Genomic DNA, 17,652 nt, shown 5'->3' with positions numbered 1-17,652 from the left:
TAAACATAATTTAAAAAAATATTAAATAAGGAGAATTCATGAGCTCATCAAATGAAAAGAAAATTCTTTTAGGTTCAATGGTCGCTATTTCAATTTTAGGAACCGGTGCAATCGCTTCAATTATTGCTGGTGCTGTTATTAATAATCAAAACAATAAAGCTATACAAGATGCTAAAAATAAAGCCTTAGCTGACAAAATGACTAGTGCTAAGAAACAAGTATTTGAAATTAACTTAGATGAAAAATATTCATTAATTAGTACTGATCGTGCTAAATTAAGTTTTAATGTTCCAGCTGATCTAACAGGACAAATGATTTCTGTAAGATATCGTCGTGTTGCAAATCAAGACGACTTAAATAAAAATAATGCTATAAGTATTAAAAGTCAATTCATAACAAAAAGTCCACAAGCAAAAATTGTTACATTCTTTTTAGATAAATTAAGTTCAAATTACAAATATGAATATGATGTAGTTGTTGGTGATGCAACTAAACTAGTAAATTCATTTGTGACTAAATTTAGACCAGAAATAAAAGCTGAAACTCAATTTCGTTCATTTGCTATAACAGTTTCAGGATTAGCTTCATATCAAAATCGTACTTTAATTTTAAAAGCTATTCCTACTTCAAAATTTCAAGTAAGTACAGCAACTGAATCATTTAAAAATACAAATTTACTACAACCATTTAATATCCCTGCTTTTCCTGAATCAAATAGTGATAGTTCTCTAACTTTTACATTTAATCCAGCAGGATTAGATGATGATGTTGAATATACATTCATGTTATTTGATGCTGAAGGTTTATTACCTTTATTTGACATTACAGGTGTTTTACCAAAAGCTAAAACCGCAGTTGCTGGATTACAAATTGACCAAGTTTATGGTTACATTAATACAGCTTCAATGAGAATTCAAGGACTATCTCGTTACAAAGGTACAAAATTAAATCTATTAATTTCTGAAGTAAAGAATAAAGATGATTTATTTGTTCCTTCAACAGCCAGAAAAATTACATTAACACCACAAAATGGAAATGATGCCTTATTACTAAATATTACTGATTTAACTCCTGATAAAATCTATAAATATAATGTTTATGCTGAAAATGATTCAACATATAATGAACCAATATTTGCAGATTCAACTCAAAAAAATAAACCTGATCAAGATAAATATTTTAATACACACAACAACCCTGTGATAAATGAAGTTGAAGACAGTAAAGCAAACCCGAGTTTAGAAGCTCGTGCTGCTTTATTAAAAATTAATAATATTGATAGTTTTAAGAATGATCTACATAGCACAAACTATCCAGCAACTTTATCTTCTTTAAGATTAAAAGTAGCTAAAAAAACTGCTAATGTTTCAGACTGATCAGCAGCTGGAATAGCTTCATTTGAACTAACAGTTCCTACTACCACATCTGGTGCAGAAGCTAAAAAATATGTTGAAGCTAAACTTTTAAATCTAGAACCAAGTACAGAATATGTTTACCAATTAATTGGTGGAGACAACAAAACTACTTTATTGAAAAATTCAGGTTCTTTCACAACTTTAGCAGGATTTAGTGAATCAGGAGTAAAAATTGATATTCCTCTTGATAAATCAGGTCAAAAAGAAGTTAGCCTAACTTTAGATGTTAATCAATTAGAACAATTTGATTTACGTTTAGCATCAGAAAAAACTCCAGCTCCAGCAGCGGATCCAGTTCCCACTGATCCTGTCCCAACAGTTACAGCAACTGCAGATAGTTCTTCATCTGATTCAGCTGACAGTAGTAGTTCAACAGCTGCAGCGGATACTTCTACAGCTCCTGCTGATTCACCTGCTGCTGCAGTACCTACAAAAGAAATTAACAAATTAGATGTTAAGTATATTGCTGTGACAAGTGATGAAGAAGAAGTGGATTGAAATTCTTCAGAAGTTAAAAAATCAACAATTAATCTTACAGAACCGATTACTTCCTCATCAACTAACATTAAATTAAGTGATTTAAAAGAAGCTACTAAATACAAATTAGTTGTATTTATGGGTGAACACTATTTAGCACCAGTGTCACAAGTTTATACATTTGAAACAAATACCCAACCAAAAGAAGAATCAATTGCTACAAATAACAAAGTTGTTATTTTATTCACTGATCTTAAAACATATGTTGGTAAAGAATTAGAAGTTGTTTTAACTGAAAAAAACATCTCTGATTCAGTATTTAAAAAAACAGTTAAATTTACACCAAATGCAAGTGGAAATGAAGTTATTCAATTTAATCAAGAACTTCAAGAAGGAAAAGATTACGAGTTTAAATTAAACATATCTGTTCCAAATCAAACTGCGGATTCAACTCCAACAACACATGAATTATTGAAAAAAGATATAAAAACTGCAACAGCTTCAATCGAAGGTGAAATTCCTTATGATAAAATAAATCCTACTTCTGTATTATTTAAACTAAAAAATCTCGCTCCTTTAAAAGGTAAATCAGGTTCAGTTGTTTATAGACCTAAAACAACAGCAAATGATGGACAATGATCTAAATTTGATCTTAAAGCTATAAACGTTGATACAATTAATCAAGTTGTTTTAAATACTGACCCAGGATTAAATCCAGAAACAGAATACGAATTTAACATAGTTTGAAATAATGCACCTGAAGTTTTATTGATGGATAGTTCAATTAGTGCTACAACTAAGAAAAATATTTCACTTCAGTCTGACCAAGTAAAACAAACTACTGCTAGAATTAAATACTCAGATTTTGCAGCATTTAAAGATCAAACATTAGTATTAAAATATTGAGCAGTTGATAATTCTGAAGTTACAAATCAATTAGCAAATTCATTGAGAAGTCAAACACCAACTGGTACAGTAAGTGTAACTATTCCTAAAAATGGAACAGATACAACTGTTTCTGTATTAACTGGATTAAGCCCAGAAAAAAATTATGCTTATAGATTATTTAATGGTGATATTTCTGTATCAGAATTAAAAACCTTTAAAACTCAAAACCAATTAAAAGTAAAACAAACTAAAACTTATGCATCTGCTGTAGAAATTACTTTCACCCACTTAGATACACTAACAGAAACAGCTGGAACAGAATTAAAAGTTATTGCTTTTAAATTTTCAGATAATTCAAAAGTAGGATCTGAATTAAAATTCACTGCTAACACAGGATTAAATGAACAAAAAGTTTTATTATATGATTTAACTTTAGATAATCCACAAGATGAATTATATTTCCAAGTATTTCCACAAACTACAACTGTAACTGATGGTACAACTACAGGTGGAGTGATTACAACTGATAAAGCTACAGATAAAAGAAAATTCACTTTATTAAATCAAACTAATTTACCAGCAGTGAAAGTTGCTAAAGTATCTAATACGAGTGTTTTACTTGAATTAACACAATTAAGAGAATTAATTGATGAAACATTAATTGTCAAATATCGTACAGAATACTGAGATGCAAGTTTAAGCAAAACAGTTGTTGTTGAAAAATCACTGGAAACAGTCGTTGCCAAAAGTGAATTAAATGTTGTTTTAACTGATTTATTAAAAAATAAAGAATATTCATACGAATTTTATGTTAAAGTGGGCAATGACACCGAAAATGTTCCTTTAACTAAATTATTGAAAAATAAAAATCAAAGACCTAAATTCCACACAACAGATGATGTTAAAGTTGTTGCAGAAAAAACATTTGTTTTACCAAAACAAGCAGAAATTTATTTCAAAGGAATTAATGATAAATTTAAAGGGCAAAAACTTGTTCTAAAAGCTTTACCTAAATCAGATGCAAGCAATGAAAATGCTTGAAAAGATTCAAGAGTTATCAGTTCTGAAATTACTGAATTAACTCCAGCTAATGGTGATACTACTCTTTCAGAGAGTACAGAACATAAATTTACTTTAAAAAATCTTCAACCAAATACAGAATATATTTATCAATTATTTGTTGAAGGACTAGATTCAAAACTACTAACTACTGACGCTACATTCAAAACTAGAGATGTTTTAAAATTAGAAGCTTCAGAATTAGCAACTACAACAACAAGATTACTACTTTCAAATGCTACAACATATGAAGGTCAAAAATTAGTTGTAAGATATTGAAAAGCTAGTGATTACACATCAAATAAAAGCGATACAACTAAATACAAAGATGTAGAGGTAACCATTCAAGAAAAATCAGAATTTACTAATACAACTTTATTCCCAGTAGATTTAACAACGCTTGAAGCTGGTAATGACTATGTATTTGAAGTTTACAGTTATAACGGCACAAATGTAGATCCAACTAACTTATTAACAGAAACTTTAAGAGCAACTACACTAACAAAAGATGTTCAACCATTAGTAGTTTCAAATGCTACTCAATCACAAGCAAAAATTTATCTAACTAATTTAGGAAGATTAGCAGGACATAAATTTGTTTTAAGTTGAAAACTTTCAACTGAAACAGCTTACTCAACAAATAATAAAATTGAGTTTGAAATTCCTACAGGATTTGACCAAACATTGTTTGAAGTTCCTTCTCCATTAACAGGACTAGCAACAACTGGAGAATACTATTTAGAATTAATTCCTAATTTTGAAACTTATAATTTAAGCGGTGGAAAAACTAATTTATTAGAATCAAATGCAAAATTTAATGTTGCTAAAATTACACCGAAAGTTTCAGATAAATCAACTTTTACAGACAAAAATTCTACTTTAGCTTCAACAATTTTAGGTTCAGATTTAAGTAAAGAAAAAGAACAACTTGAAGCAAAATTTGATTTAAGTTTTGGTGATGGTTATACAATTGAATTCCAAAATAGTACAACAACTAATAAAAAGAATAGTGCCAATGATTTAGAAGGTAAATTAATCATTAAAGTATTAATTTATAAAACTTCTAGTTCAGACACTGATTCAAGTTCTAATAAAACAAAAGCACTTGAATATACATTAGAAATAGATGGATTTAAAAAATCTGATCCCGACCAAACACCAGAAGCACCTGTAACACCAAGCAATTCAGGTGATGCAAGTGAATCTAGTGAAGCTAACCCTTCAAATCCACCTAGTACAGCAACAAATTAATAATTAAAATTTAATTAGAAAAACTAAGGTTAATTCCTTAGTTTTTTATTGAAAATAAACAAGTTATCTAGTTTTTAAAATAATCGAAAATAATAAAAAAAATCTAATCATTAAAATAGTAAAATGCTTTAAATTTAGCAGTTTTAGTTTATAATTTCTATTAAATATTGTAGAATTATAAATTTATGATAAAACTCTTCTTAAAAAATAATTTTTTAAAAGTTTTTAGTGCAAATACCAAAAGGTGGTAAATATATGACAAAGTCAAAAAAAACTCTTGCGATTGTAGGTGGAGTTGGAGCTGTTTGAGTTGTTGGTACAGTTATTACAGCAGCAGTTATTGGGGCACAAGCTTCACAAAAAAAAGAAGGTGAAGTTAAGGGCAATGTTTCTAAATTATCTTTGGAAACATCTGCAAGATCATTTAATTCTGTTGATTTAAAATTTGATTTTAATACAGATAAAAGTAAAGATTACATCAACCTTCCTTTAAGAATCGATTATTGAATAGATGGAACAGAAAAAACTGCTGCTAAATTATCAAAACCTTTTATTTCTTCATCAACACAACTAACAGTTACTTTAGGATCATTGGAAAGTGGTAAAAAATATAATTATGAAATTTTTTCAGCTAATTCTGAAGAAAAACTAGAAGAAGGTAGTTTTGAAACAAGAAAAGAACCTACTTTCCAAGTAAGATCTTCTTCAGCAACTTCAATTGACTTTTTATTTTCTAATTTAGATCCTTCATACTTAGCTCGTTCTTTCTCAGTAAGATACCGTGAAAAAGATAAACCAGAACAACCATTAAAAGACAAAATTATTACATTAGGTAATTTAGATACCAAACCAAATACAGAAAGCACAGTTTATGAATTATTAAATGCTTTAACAGATTTAAAACCTGATACAGAGTACTTAATTAATGTTTATTTAAATAATACTGCTGGTGCATTAATTTCTGATGAAGGATTGAATGAAAGAGTTGTTAGAACTAAATCTGTCCCAACTATCACTGTAGTCAATAAAAACCCATATAGTGCAAGTTTCAAACTAGAAAACTTGAGAGGATACGCAGAAGACCCAAGTTCAACAAAAGCTTTCTTAGAAGTTTCATATGAAACTAAACCAACAACTGAAACAGCAGCAACTAGCACTTCAACACCTATTAAAAAACAATTCGATGTTACTACATTAGAATCATTTAGTTTTGATATTTATGGTTTAGCAGCAGATAAAGATTATGAATTTAAATTTGCCATCAGATATGGTAATAGCTTAACTGAACTTGCAACTCACGAAGTTAAAACTTTAACAAAAACTGATTTAAAAATTGAACTAACAGAAGAAAAATCAACTATTTCTCTAACAAATGCAAATAATTTAGAGACAGATATAACTGATTTAGTTTTTGCTTGAGTAGTTGAACCTTTAGGTGCAAATGTAAAATTAAGATTTTCAGATTTAGATAAAGTTTCAATGTCTAAAGATAGTACAACTGAAACAACTGCAAAAGTTGAATTTTCTAAAAATACACCAGACAGCAAATTGAAATTAGAACCTGGTCAAAATTATATAGGTCAAGTATTCCGTAAAGATGATAAAGAATTTAAAACTCCTTTATTAGAAAAAAATGCTGAGTTTAAATTATTAAAAGCTCTAAAAATAGATACACAAAAATCAACTATTCAAGATACTACTGCAGAATTAACAATTGATGGATTAAATCAATTTGCAGAAGGTACTCAATTAACACTATACGCTACAGAAGTTACTGTTTCAGCTTCTTCTTCTGAAACTGGCGCAGCAAGTTCAACTCCAGCTGCTACAGAAATTAAAGCTGATTATACAGTTACAAAAAATGGAACTCAAAAAGTAACATTTTCTGGTTTAAGCGCTTCTAAAACATATGAGGTTAAAGTTTACTTAAAATCAGATACTTCTAAATCAAATAGTTTATTTTCAAGTAAATTTGTTTTCGAAACAACTGCAACAGCTTCATCAAGTGGCGATGCTTTTGAAGCAGTATTATAAAATCGATAATTAATAAAAACGCGTTAAGCGTTTTTTTATTAATTATTTAATTTTAAAAGGAATAATATGATTTCGCAAAAAGCTTTAATTAATGGAAATAAATGAAAATATTCAAAAAAAGATTTCTTAAAATTATTTCAACAAGCCAATTCTGTCGATGAAAAAAAAGCAGTTTTAAAATTACTTTTTGAGATTGAACCTCCAAAAAATACAGGATGAGAGCCAGTAAAATTAATTGATTTTAATAATCAATCACATGATCTTATTTTAGAATATAAATTATTTAATATTATCCCAGCAGCCACAATTGAAGATTTCAACAAAGTAGTAATTGGTCCTGCTGTTACTAAAAAATTAACACTAACTGGTTTTCATCAATATCAATACGTTGAAATACCAACTTTTGATTTACAATTATGAAATTTAAATAGTTTTTGAGTAAATCAAAACTATCTAGTAATGCAAATTAACAAAACTGAAAAACAATTACAACAATATTTTGCACAAGTAGTAAGACATGGTATTCGATCACAAGATGATTTTGCAAATCAGATTTTAAATTTAGCCTTAAAAAATAATTTACAACTTCTAGAACAAGGACTTGCCCTAAGATGTGCTGATGGTGTTTCTGGCCAAGAAAATCAAGATTACAATGCTCCAAAAACTTTTTATTTAAGTAAAACAAAATTTGCTACAACTGAAGAATTTTTTTTGGCAATTCAACAATTAGTACGTGATAATGCTGTTTTTGGGTCACAAAATGCTTTGGCAATATTGTTATAAATATTTAATTTAATAGTATAATTAGACGTATATTAAATAATAATTTGTCATTAGCTATTACAATATATACATCTATATTCCTAATAATTTCTACTAAAATTACTATTTAATATTAATCAAACTAGAAATTCATTTCGGAGAGGATGTAGGTGTGATAACACAAGGTAAAGTTAAATGATTTAATGAAACTAAAGGTTATGGTTTTATTGCTGATCAACATGGTGAAGATATATTTTTTCACTATTCTAATTTAGAAGTTCAAGGGTTCAAAACCATTGAAAAAGATACAAATGTTGAATTTGAAATTTCAAACAAAGGCGATAAAAAGCAAGCTCTAAAAATTAGACCTATTTAAAAAATATTCATTAAAACCACTTAAAGTGCGAAACTTTAAGTGGTTTTTTGTTTTTTTAAAGTAAAATATTAAAAATATGTTTGATAATATTGTCGCAATTGCTTCAGGAAATAAAATAAATCAAGCCATTTCTATCATTAGGGCCACTGGTCCTGATGTTTTTAATATAGTGCAAAAATTTTTTAAAGGCAAAGTTGGTGAAAACAATACTGTCAGCCATGGTTGAATTTATGATAAAAAAATACTAATAGATGAAGTGCTCGTTTTATGATTTAAAGGTTCAAAAAATTTTATTGGCGAAGATACAGTAGAAATTAATGCTCATGGTGGTCATGTTAATACGCAATTAATTTTAGAATTATTTTTAGTACATGGCTGCCGCATGGCTAATCCTGGAGAATTTTCACAACGGGCATTTTTAAATGGCAAAATGGATTTAGTAAAAGCAGAAGCTATTAACGATTTAATTCACGCTCAAACCAAAGCACAAGCTATTAAATCTGCTTCGAAGTTGCAAAATAAAACTTCTGATTTAATTCATGATTTAATTGCGGATATCGAATTTTTAATTGGTCATTGTGAAACCAACATTGATTATCCTGAAATGGATGATATAGAAGAATTAACTATTACAACTTTTTTACCAAAAATTAATAATTTACTCCAAAAATTGCAAACAATTATCAAACAATCTGAAAATGCCAGAAATATTTTTGAAGGTGTTAAAATGGCAATTGTAGGGCAACCTAACGTTGGTAAATCTTCATTATTAAATGCTTTATTAAATGAAGAAAAAGCAATTGTTACTAATATTTCTGGAACCACACGCGATGTTTTAGAAGCAGCATGGCAATACAATGGAATCTTATTTAAAATTCAAGATACCGCAGGGATTAGACACAGCAAAGATCTTGTTGAACAAATTGGAATGGAAAAAACTTTCACAACTATTGAAAATTCAGAACTAATTATTCACCTAATAGATCCTACTATAGGTGAAAACATTTATGACCAACAAATAAGTGAAACTTCCAGAAATAAAAAGTATTTCAAAGTTTATAATAAAAAAGACCTTTTAAGTGCAGCAGATTTTAGAAAAAATTTCGTTTATATTTCAACCAAAAATAATGATTTAACAGCTTTTGAAAAATTATTAGACAAAACATTTATTTCAGCCGATTTACTAGATGATAACTATGTTTTGAGTAACCAAAGACAAATTACTTTAGCTAAAGCTGCAGGAGTAGCTTTAGAAGATGCTAAAAAAGCTTTAGAAAATGGTTTTGGTCCTGATGTGGTAATTGTAGATATCAGGCAAGCTTGAGAATCTTTATATAGCATTATTGGTAAACCTGATAATGAAAGACTATTAGATTCTATGTTTAGTAATTTTTGTTTAGGAAAATAAAAAAAAGCCCCGTTTTAATTTAATGGGACTTTTTTATTATTGTTTTATTGTAAAGCATTTTTAGCTGTGTTTACAATTGAACTAAAAACTTCTGGTTGGTGAATAGCTAATTCAGATAGCATTTTACGATTAATTTCAATGTTCGCAATTTTTAATCCATTAATTAATCTTGAATAACTAATTCCTTGTGGACGACAAGCTGCATTAATTCTAGCAATTCATAATTTACGGAAATCTCTTTTAACTTGCTTACGGTCTCTAAAAGCATATGTTCAAGATTTTACAACTGCCTGTTTAGCAACTTTAAAACCGATTGATTTGTGACCTCAGTACCCTTTAGCTAATTTTAATCATTTTTTACGTCTTTGTCTTGTGACTGTTCCGCCTTTAACTCTCATTTGTCATACCTTCCTTTAATTAAAATAAACCTTTAAATCTTTTTAGATCTGAAGCTGACATTAAAGTAGATTTTCTTGAATGTCTTTTTTGTTTTGTGGTTTTATTTTGTGCTAAGTGTGATCTGTAAGCTTGTGAACGCTTTACTTTTCCTGTACCTGTTACTTTAATTCTTTTTGTTAAAGCTGATTTGGTTTTCATTTTTGGCATTTGTAACCTCCTAAATTACTATTTTTCTTCTTGAGCTTCATTTTTAATAATAGGTTTTTTCTTTTTATCTATTTCTAGATTCATATCTAGGAAACGATCATTAATTTGTGGTTCTTTAGTTTTTTTAGCAATATCTTCAACATATGCAAAAAGTTTATCTAGTACTTCAATTCCCAATTCAGGACGAAGTAATTCTCTACCACGAAATTTTAATGAAACTTTGATACGATCACCATTCAATAAAAATTCACGAGCTTTTTTAGCTTTAGTTTTTATATCATTATCATTGATTCTTGGTGTTAATCTAATTTCACGATTTTGAATAAATGTTTGTTTTTCTTTAGCTTCTTTTTTCTTCTTTTTACGATCATATTTAAATTTACCGTAATCTAAAATTCTAGTAATGGGTTTAGGTTTACCACTTGAATTGTCTACAGAAATTAAAACAAGATCCATTTTAGCTTCTTGAGCTAAAGCAACTGCCTCTTTCAATGTTTTAACACCAATTTTTTCATTATTTTGGTCAAAAACAAAAACTTTAGGAAATGGAATATTGTTATTTACTAAATGTTCTTGTTGAGGGCGTTTTTTACCTTGAACAGATTGGACTGATTTAATAATAGTCTCCTTTAATAAAAAATAAAAGTGGGCATCCACTTTTCTCATCTTTAGACAAAATATTATTTATTTAAAATATTATGCTAACCCATGAAATAATCATCAGGTGAGAAGTGAATCTACTTAATGCAATAATAAATATCAGTATTTTTATCTTATTGCGTCAATATTTTAACATATTTTTATTAATAAGATAAATAAAAATATATAATTAACATCATGAGAATATGAACAAACAAAAACATTGCCTTTGCAGCAATTTTAATTTCGGTATCTGTTGTTTTTGTAATTGTCGGAGTTAAAATTTTTCCTCCCACTGCATTACCAATGTTTCGTTTTTCTTTTATTGGATTACCAATAAAAGTAACAGGATTACTTTTAGGGCCTTTTATTGCTTCGGTTGTAGCGATTATTTCAGATTTTTTATCTTTTTTGTTTGTTCCCACTGTATATTCAGTATATTACAGCATTGCTTTAGTGATTACAGGATTAGTTCCAGGACTTGTAATGCTATTTTACTCAAAATTTATTAGCAAACGTTATGCAAATGAAAAAATGCTTGTCAGAAACCAAAAACTTATTGACAAATTTGAAAATCAAATTACCTTAGAATCTGAAAAATGAACTTATAAAACAACTTCAAAAATAAAAAATAAAATTAATAAATTACAAAAAAGAAATGCAAAAATTACTGGTTGAGGTAATGATGATAAACTAAAACGTAATTTATACATGTACTCTTCTGTAACAATTTTATTAGTGATTATTTTAATTGTGATGGCTTTAATCGCTAATATTGATCAAGAAATTTTAAACCAAGGAAACTTTATTAAAAATAAACCAATTTTAATGGTTTTTACATCAATTGGAACTTTATCAATGGTTGCCTTCATTATTTTTGCACGTTTTAAAATGACAAATAAACGTTATTTTGCATTAATCCCAATTATTGTTTTTTCTGCAATTTTGGAACCTATTGCAACAATCACTTTGTCATATGGAGATGTACAAGCTAAAATATTTACTTCATTAGAAACAGCAATAATTAGCCATTTAATTACAGCACCTGTAAAAATTATTGTCAATACTGCAGTAATTTTCCTTTCTTATTTAATTGTTTCACCATTATTCTTAAAAAAACAAAACCGGTAAAATTATTATTGGAGTAAACAAGAATGAGTAAAAAAGCAATTTTAATTCAAAATCTTAAGTACCGTATGAAAAATGAATATCTTTTAAAAGATATTTCTTTTCATTTAAGTGAAAAGAATCATTTGGGAATTATTTATAATCATCAAGATGAAAATAAAATTAAAATTTTTACCAATATTTTAAATTACAAAGACAACCATTACCAAGGAAATATTTTTTTTTATGAAAAATTAAAACTAAAAAAACCTATTAAAATTAATGATTTTGACCTCCCGACTTTTGATTTACTGAACTTTAACCATTTCAAAAATAAAAAAATACTTGATGTGTTTATAAGTATTTTTTTTAGATTGGAACCCAACAAGTTAATTTTGGAAAAATTAATGAAAAATTGGAAACAGTTTTCTATTTCTAACAACACTTTTATTTTGAATAAAGAAATTGCTTTGATGATTGATTTTTTAAAAAATCAAAATAAAAATTTCAAAGAGTTTATCGATAAATGAACTCAACCTGTAGAACAACATTTTAAAAAAATTAAATTAAAAAACTATAAAGAGTTCACGACTTTCTTAGATAGTTATATAGAAAACCGTGAAAATTTTTTAAAAATTGCTGCCGAGAATATGGTTAATAATCAAAACGAAATTATGTCACTTTATTTAAATGTGCCAGATAATTTTTATGAAAAATTTAGTCAAATCAACCAAAATTATCCAAAAATTTCCGAACTTTTAGTTGATAATGAAATTGAAGATATCAATTCTCTAAAAAATAATTTAGAAGAATTAAAAAACAAAATTGAAGAATTAAAAAATAAAATTAATGAAAAAAGAATAACTGTTTATTATTTTTGAAAATATTTGCTTGAAGACTTTAAAAAAGAAATTAAGTTTGCCAAAATGTCTTTTAAAAATTCAAAAAATTTCTATGACAAATTATTCTGATTCAAAAAATTGAAAATTTTGAAAATTCAATTTTCTAAAATTAAAAAAAACCGCAGTGATTTATGAAAATTAAGTATTCCAGAAATTATTGTTTTGTTAAAAAATTTGGAAAAATACAATAAAGAAATTTCTGATAAAACCACTTTTATTACTTTAAATTTAAATAACAAATCAAAATACAAAATTTATTTAGAACTAAAATCATTGTGAGATTTTAATTTTTATCATTATAAAATTGAATCAAAAAATGAATTAAATGTTTTGTCTAAAGAATTGCAACAATTAGAAAAAGATTATCAAAACTTAAATTCAAAAGCAGTAAAAATAAATGATTATAATCAGGAACAGTTAGTTAAAAAGATCAGCGAAGAAACTTTTTATATAATTTAAACATTGCAAACAAAAAATGAGAAGAAAAATTTCATAAAACAGAAATTATTACTTTAGTGGAAAATGTTCAAAATAAAAAAAGATATTTTTGATAATTTTAAAAATTTAAATAATTTACTTAATGATTTAGATAGTAAATTTATTTCTCAAATTAATAAGCTAGATTTACTTTTTATTTTTTTGGGTAAAAAACACCAGCAACGTCAAAAAATTAAAAATTATAAAAAGCTTTTTCTTAAATACCAAACTAACAATGTATTAAGTCATTTAGAACAAATTAATTATTTATTTGCAAGTGATAAATCAGAATTAAAAAATCAAGATCTTATTTTAGGAATTTATTTTTTAACAGATATATTCAAAAGATTAAAATTAGAGTATAAAATTCTTTGAGATAATTATGAAGATTTAACAATCGAAGAAAAAATAAAATTAAATCTAGCAATCAGTCAATTTTTAGATTCTAAAATATATTTATTAGATTTAAATATTTATCAATTAAGTGTTGAAACAAGAGAAATTATTTCTAATTTTTTAAAAAATAAAACAACAATTTATTTTGGTAATTGAGAAGTGGTAAAAAACAGCGACATTAATTATGCGATGTTTTTTACAAGAGGATTAATTCTTGAAATGGCTCCAAAAAAAACATTTTTTAATAAACCAATCAATAATTATTTATCTCACTTTTTAAAGACTAAAGAATGAGATTATTCAAAGATTGAAAATTTAAATAATGATCAATACTGGCAATTAATTCATGAAAAAAAATATGTAAAAATTAGCGAAAATCACTGATCTTATATTAATAACACTTCAGGTAAGAAAGCAAAGATAGAAGGTAAAAATGGAAAAAAAGTATAATCATCATCTTATTGAATGTGATAAAAATCAAAAATGAATTGAGAAAAAGTTTTTTTCAACTCATGATTTAAGTAAACCGCCCTTTGCCGTTATCTTGCCACCGCCAAATGTTACTGGAAAATTACATATTGGTCATGCATGAAATTCTTTTATTCAAGATACAGTAATTCGTTATAAAAAATTGCAAGGTTTTGATGTTAAATGAGTACCAGGAATGGATCATGCCGGAATTTCTACACAAGCTAAAATTGCTCAAAAACTTGCTCAAGAAAATATCTTTTTAAAAGATATTACACGTAAAGAATTTTTAGAACATGCTTGAAAATGAAAAGATGAATATTCACAATTGATTCGTGATCAATGAGCAAAAATGGGATTAGCTTTAGATTATGATGCTGAACGTTTTACCTTAGATAGTGCAGCTAATGAAGCTGTTAATAAAGTATTTATTGATTTATATAATCAAGGATTAATTTATAGATCATCGAAAGCAATTAACTGAGATCCAATTCAAAAAACTGCTTTATCAAACATTGAAGTTATTTCTGAAGACACAAAACAAAAAATGTATTATATAAAATACTTTTTAGAAAATTCAGAAGAATACTTGATTATTTCAACCACAAGAGCGGAAACACTTTATTCAGATGTAGCTGTTGCAGTTCATCCCTCAGATGAAAAATATCAAAAATATATAGGTAAAAATGTAAAACATCCTTTAAGTGGGAAAATAATCCCTATTATTGGAGATGAATATATAAATCCGTCTTTTGGAACTGGAGTTATGAAAGTTTCAGCTCATGCTACTCAAGATATTGAAATTATTCAAAAGAATAATTTAGAAATTTTAGAAAGTATTGATCAATCAGGAAAAATGAATTCTTTAGCACAAGAATTTGTTAACTTAGATCGTTTTGAAGCAAGAAAACAAATTGCCAAAAAATTACAAAAAAATAATTTTTTAGTTAAAACAGAAGAAATCATTTCGCCTGTAGGTTACTCAGAACGTAGTAAAGCCGCAATTGAAATTTTAGTTTCACCACAATGATTTGTAAAAATGGATTTATTAACTGAAAAAGTTTTAGCAAATTTAAATTCCAATCACGCAGTTAATTTTTTTCCAGGAAGATTCAAAAATACTATGCATCAATGGATGGAAAAAATTTATGATTGAACTATTTCGCGTCAATTAATTTGAGGACACAGAATTCCAGCCTGATATAAAGGTGATGAAATTAAAGTGCAATTAACATCACCTGGTGATGATTGAACTCAAGATCCAGACGTATTAGATACTTGATTTTCTTCTGCTCTTTCTCCTTTTGTATTTTTAGGATGACCACAAACAAAAGCAAAAGTAGAACATTATTATCCTACTTCTTTACTAGTTACAGGTTGAGATATTTTATTCTTCTGAGTGGCAAGAATGTATTTCTTTTCGCTTCACTTTATGGATGGTCAAATCCCTTTTAAAGATGTTTTATTACATGGATTAATCCGTGATGAACAAGGTAGAAAAATGTCTAAGTCTTTAGGAAATGGAATTGATCCAATGGAAATTATTGATCAGTATGGAGCCGATAGTTTAAGAAACTTTTTATTATGAAACTCTACTCCTGGACAAGATTTACGTTTTTCAAAAGAAAAACTAGAAGCTGCTTGAAATGTTAATAATAAATTATGAAATATTTCACGTTATATTTTTATGATGAATGATGCTACTCAAGAAAATACTGGATTAGATCAATGAATTATTAATAAGCTTGAAAATTTAAAAAGTAATATTGCCAAGTATTTTGAAAGTTATGAATTTACTTTAATGGGTAAAGAAATTCAAAAATTCTTATTTGATGATTTTTCTTCTTGATATATTGAATTATCTAAAGCAAATCCCAATAAAAAAACTGCTTTATTAATTTTGAAACATTTACTAGTAGTATTGCATCCATTTATGCCATTTTTAACAGACCATATTTATCGAGAAATTTTTCATGAAGAACTATTAGAATCTAATTTAGCAAATTTATCAATTTCAAATCAAGTAGATTATATTGATGATATTATAGAAATTGTCAAAACAATTCGTGAATTTAGAGAAAAATACAACATTTCTAAAAAAATAATTTTGCAATACTATATTAAAGATAATTCATTACCAAATACTGCAATAGAAATGATTAATAATTTAACTAAATCACAATTTTATAAAAATAATGATTCTTTGATTCAGCTTTCCAAATTTAAACTATTTATTAAATTAAATGAAGAATTTAAACAAAATGAATCAAAAAGAATTACAGAACAAATTAATTTTTTAGAAAATGAAATTAAAAGATCTCAAAGCATTTTATCTAACGCTGGTTTTATTGCAAAAGCTCCAGCAGAAAAAATTAATTTAGAAAAAGCAAAATTAGCAGATTATCAAGCTAAATTAAATGAATATTTAAAATTAATTAAAGGTAATAATGAATAATAATTTTCTGCTTTTAGATGGAAGAATTGCTGCTTCTAAAATTACAGAACAATTAAAAAGTCAAGTTGCAAAATGGCAAAAAAAACCATATTTTGCAATTATTCAAGTTGGTGATATTTTTGCATCGAATAAATATATTGCCAATAAGGTTAAAAAAGCTCAAGAAATTGGCATCGAATCTGAAGTTATTAGATTTTCAGAAACAATTTCAGAAAAAGATTTAATTTTAGAAATTAAAAAAATATCACAAAGAGTAGACTCCATGATTGTGCAATTACCATTACCTGATCATATTGATAAACAAAATGCTTTAAATGCAGTGCCTGCAGATAAAGATGCTGACGGTTTATCAAAAATAAATTATGAGCTTTTTTATAGTAATAAAAAAGCTGTTACTCCAGCAACACCTAAAGGTATAATGTTATTGTTGGAACATTATAATATAGAGATCATTAATAAAAAAGCTTATGTAATTGGCGAATCTAATTTAGTGGGCAAGCCAACAAAAGAACTATTAAGCAAAAAAGGAGCTTTTACTAAAAGTTTTAATATTGATACCGGAATTGCTGGTTCAGAAGAAGCTGATATTCTTATAGTAGCTGCAGGAGTTAGTGGTTTAGTCAAAGCAGAAAATATTAAACAAAATGCTATTATTGTTGATGTAGGAATTAATTCATTGGGCAACAATAAAATAACAGGAGATGTTGATTTTGAAAGTGTTCAAAATAAAGTTAGTGCAATCTCTCCGGTACCTGGTGGGGTTGGTCCTATGACGGTTATTGCCTTAATGACAAATATTGTGGAATTATTTGAAGAAAAAGCTAAAAATAAAGTTTTAGTGGAAAAATAACAATTTTACTTTTTTTAAAAATATGGTAAAATATTTTGGCTAAATAGCTCTGCTATAAAAACTAAATTTAAATTTAATTTCA

General features: G+C 26.8%; 13 protein-coding genes. 10 read left to right on the top strand and 3 right to left on the bottom strand.

The genetic code is table 4. The features are described from left to right. The first annotated feature begins 38 nt into the window (after positions 1 to 38). The 5 genes from NV226_RS02665 to mnmE all read left to right on the top strand — a co-directional run bounded on the left by NV226_RS02665 (position 39) and on the right by mnmE (position 9,670). A complete protein-coding gene (locus tag NV226_RS02665) occupies positions 39 to 5,090 on the top strand; it encodes a hypothetical protein (RefSeq protein ID WP_258210776.1) in 5,052 nt (1,683 codons plus the stop codon). 255 nt (positions 5,091 to 5,345) lie between these two features. Further along, complete coding sequence (locus tag NV226_RS02660) at positions 5,346 to 7,124, top strand: hypothetical protein (protein ID WP_258210775.1); 1,779 nt, start codon at positions 5,346 to 5,348, stop codon at positions 7,122 to 7,124. 66 nt (positions 7,125 to 7,190) lie between these two features. Further along, positions 7,191 to 7,907: a hypothetical protein gene (locus tag NV226_RS02655; RefSeq protein WP_258210774.1), complete on the top strand. Its 717-nt coding sequence runs from the start codon at positions 7,191 to 7,193 to the stop codon at positions 7,905 to 7,907. A 151-nt stretch (positions 7,908 to 8,058) separates the two neighbouring features. After that, on the top strand, positions 8,059 to 8,262 hold the full coding sequence (locus NV226_RS02650; RefSeq protein WP_308738118.1) for a cold-shock protein: 204 nt from the start codon (positions 8,059 to 8,061) through the stop codon (positions 8,260 to 8,262). A 76-nt stretch (positions 8,263 to 8,338) separates the two neighbouring features. Next, entirely contained in the window at positions 8,339 to 9,670 is a 1,332-nt protein-coding gene (mnmE, locus tag NV226_RS02645) for a tRNA uridine-5-carboxymethylaminomethyl(34) synthesis GTPase MnmE (RefSeq protein WP_258210773.1), read from the top strand. 44 nt (positions 9,671 to 9,714) lie between these two features. Here the strand turns inward: mnmE and rplT are convergent, their stop codons facing one another. From rplT to infC, 3 genes are read right to left on the bottom strand one after another with little or no spacing between them, the layout of a single operon-like run. Then, on the bottom strand, positions 9,715 to 10,068 hold the full coding sequence (gene rplT / locus NV226_RS02640; RefSeq protein WP_258210772.1) for a 50S ribosomal protein L20: 354 nt from the start codon (positions 10,066 to 10,068) through the stop codon (positions 9,715 to 9,717). Positions 10,069 to 10,087: 19 nt separating this feature from the next. Beyond that, positions 10,088 to 10,276: a 50S ribosomal protein L35 gene (gene rpmI / locus NV226_RS02635; RefSeq protein WP_258210771.1), complete on the bottom strand. Its 189-nt coding sequence runs from the start codon at positions 10,274 to 10,276 to the stop codon at positions 10,088 to 10,090. An 18-nt stretch (positions 10,277 to 10,294) separates the two neighbouring features. After that, the gene (infC, locus tag NV226_RS02630; RefSeq protein WP_373423266.1) at positions 10,295 to 10,942 is read right to left on the bottom strand and encodes a translation initiation factor IF-3; all 648 of its coding nucleotides are present in this window, start codon (positions 10,940 to 10,942) and stop codon (positions 10,295 to 10,297) included. Between the two features lie 171 nt (positions 10,943 to 11,113). Between infC and NV226_RS02625 the strand changes: the two genes are divergently transcribed. The 5 genes from NV226_RS02625 to NV226_RS02605 all read left to right on the top strand — a co-directional run bounded on the left by NV226_RS02625 (position 11,114) and on the right by NV226_RS02605 (position 17,570). Beyond that, a complete protein-coding gene (locus tag NV226_RS02625) occupies positions 11,114 to 12,046 on the top strand; it encodes a hypothetical protein (RefSeq protein ID WP_258210770.1) in 933 nt (310 codons plus the stop codon). A 23-nt stretch (positions 12,047 to 12,069) separates the two neighbouring features. Beyond that, the gene (locus NV226_RS02620; protein ID WP_258210769.1) at positions 12,070 to 13,383 is read left to right on the top strand and encodes a hypothetical protein; all 1,314 of its coding nucleotides are present in this window, start codon (positions 12,070 to 12,072) and stop codon (positions 13,381 to 13,383) included. Positions 13,384 to 13,446: 63 nt separating this feature from the next. Beyond that, complete coding sequence (locus NV226_RS02615; protein WP_258210768.1) at positions 13,447 to 14,247, top strand: hypothetical protein; 801 nt, start codon at positions 13,447 to 13,449, stop codon at positions 14,245 to 14,247. After that, on the top strand, positions 14,231 to 16,720 hold the full coding sequence (locus tag NV226_RS02610; RefSeq protein WP_258210767.1) for a valine--tRNA ligase: 2,490 nt from the start codon (positions 14,231 to 14,233) through the stop codon (positions 16,718 to 16,720). The genes NV226_RS02615 and NV226_RS02610 overlap by 17 nt, the downstream gene beginning before the upstream one ends. Next, positions 16,713 to 17,570: a bifunctional 5,10-methylenetetrahydrofolate dehydrogenase/5,10-methenyltetrahydrofolate cyclohydrolase gene (locus tag NV226_RS02605; protein WP_258210766.1), complete on the top strand. Its 858-nt coding sequence runs from the start codon at positions 16,713 to 16,715 to the stop codon at positions 17,568 to 17,570. The genes NV226_RS02610 and NV226_RS02605 overlap by 8 nt, the downstream gene beginning before the upstream one ends. Positions 17,571 to 17,652: the final 82 nt, after the last annotated feature.

It is taken from the genome of Mycoplasma iguanae, from assembly GCF_024722375.1.
Taxonomy (GTDB): Bacteria; Bacillota_I; Bacilli_A; order Mycoplasmatales; family Metamycoplasmataceae; genus Mycoplasma_M; species Mycoplasma_M iguanae.
The sequence above is the reverse complement of the archived record's forward strand: the minus strand, read 5'-3'. Positions and strand labels throughout refer to the sequence as shown.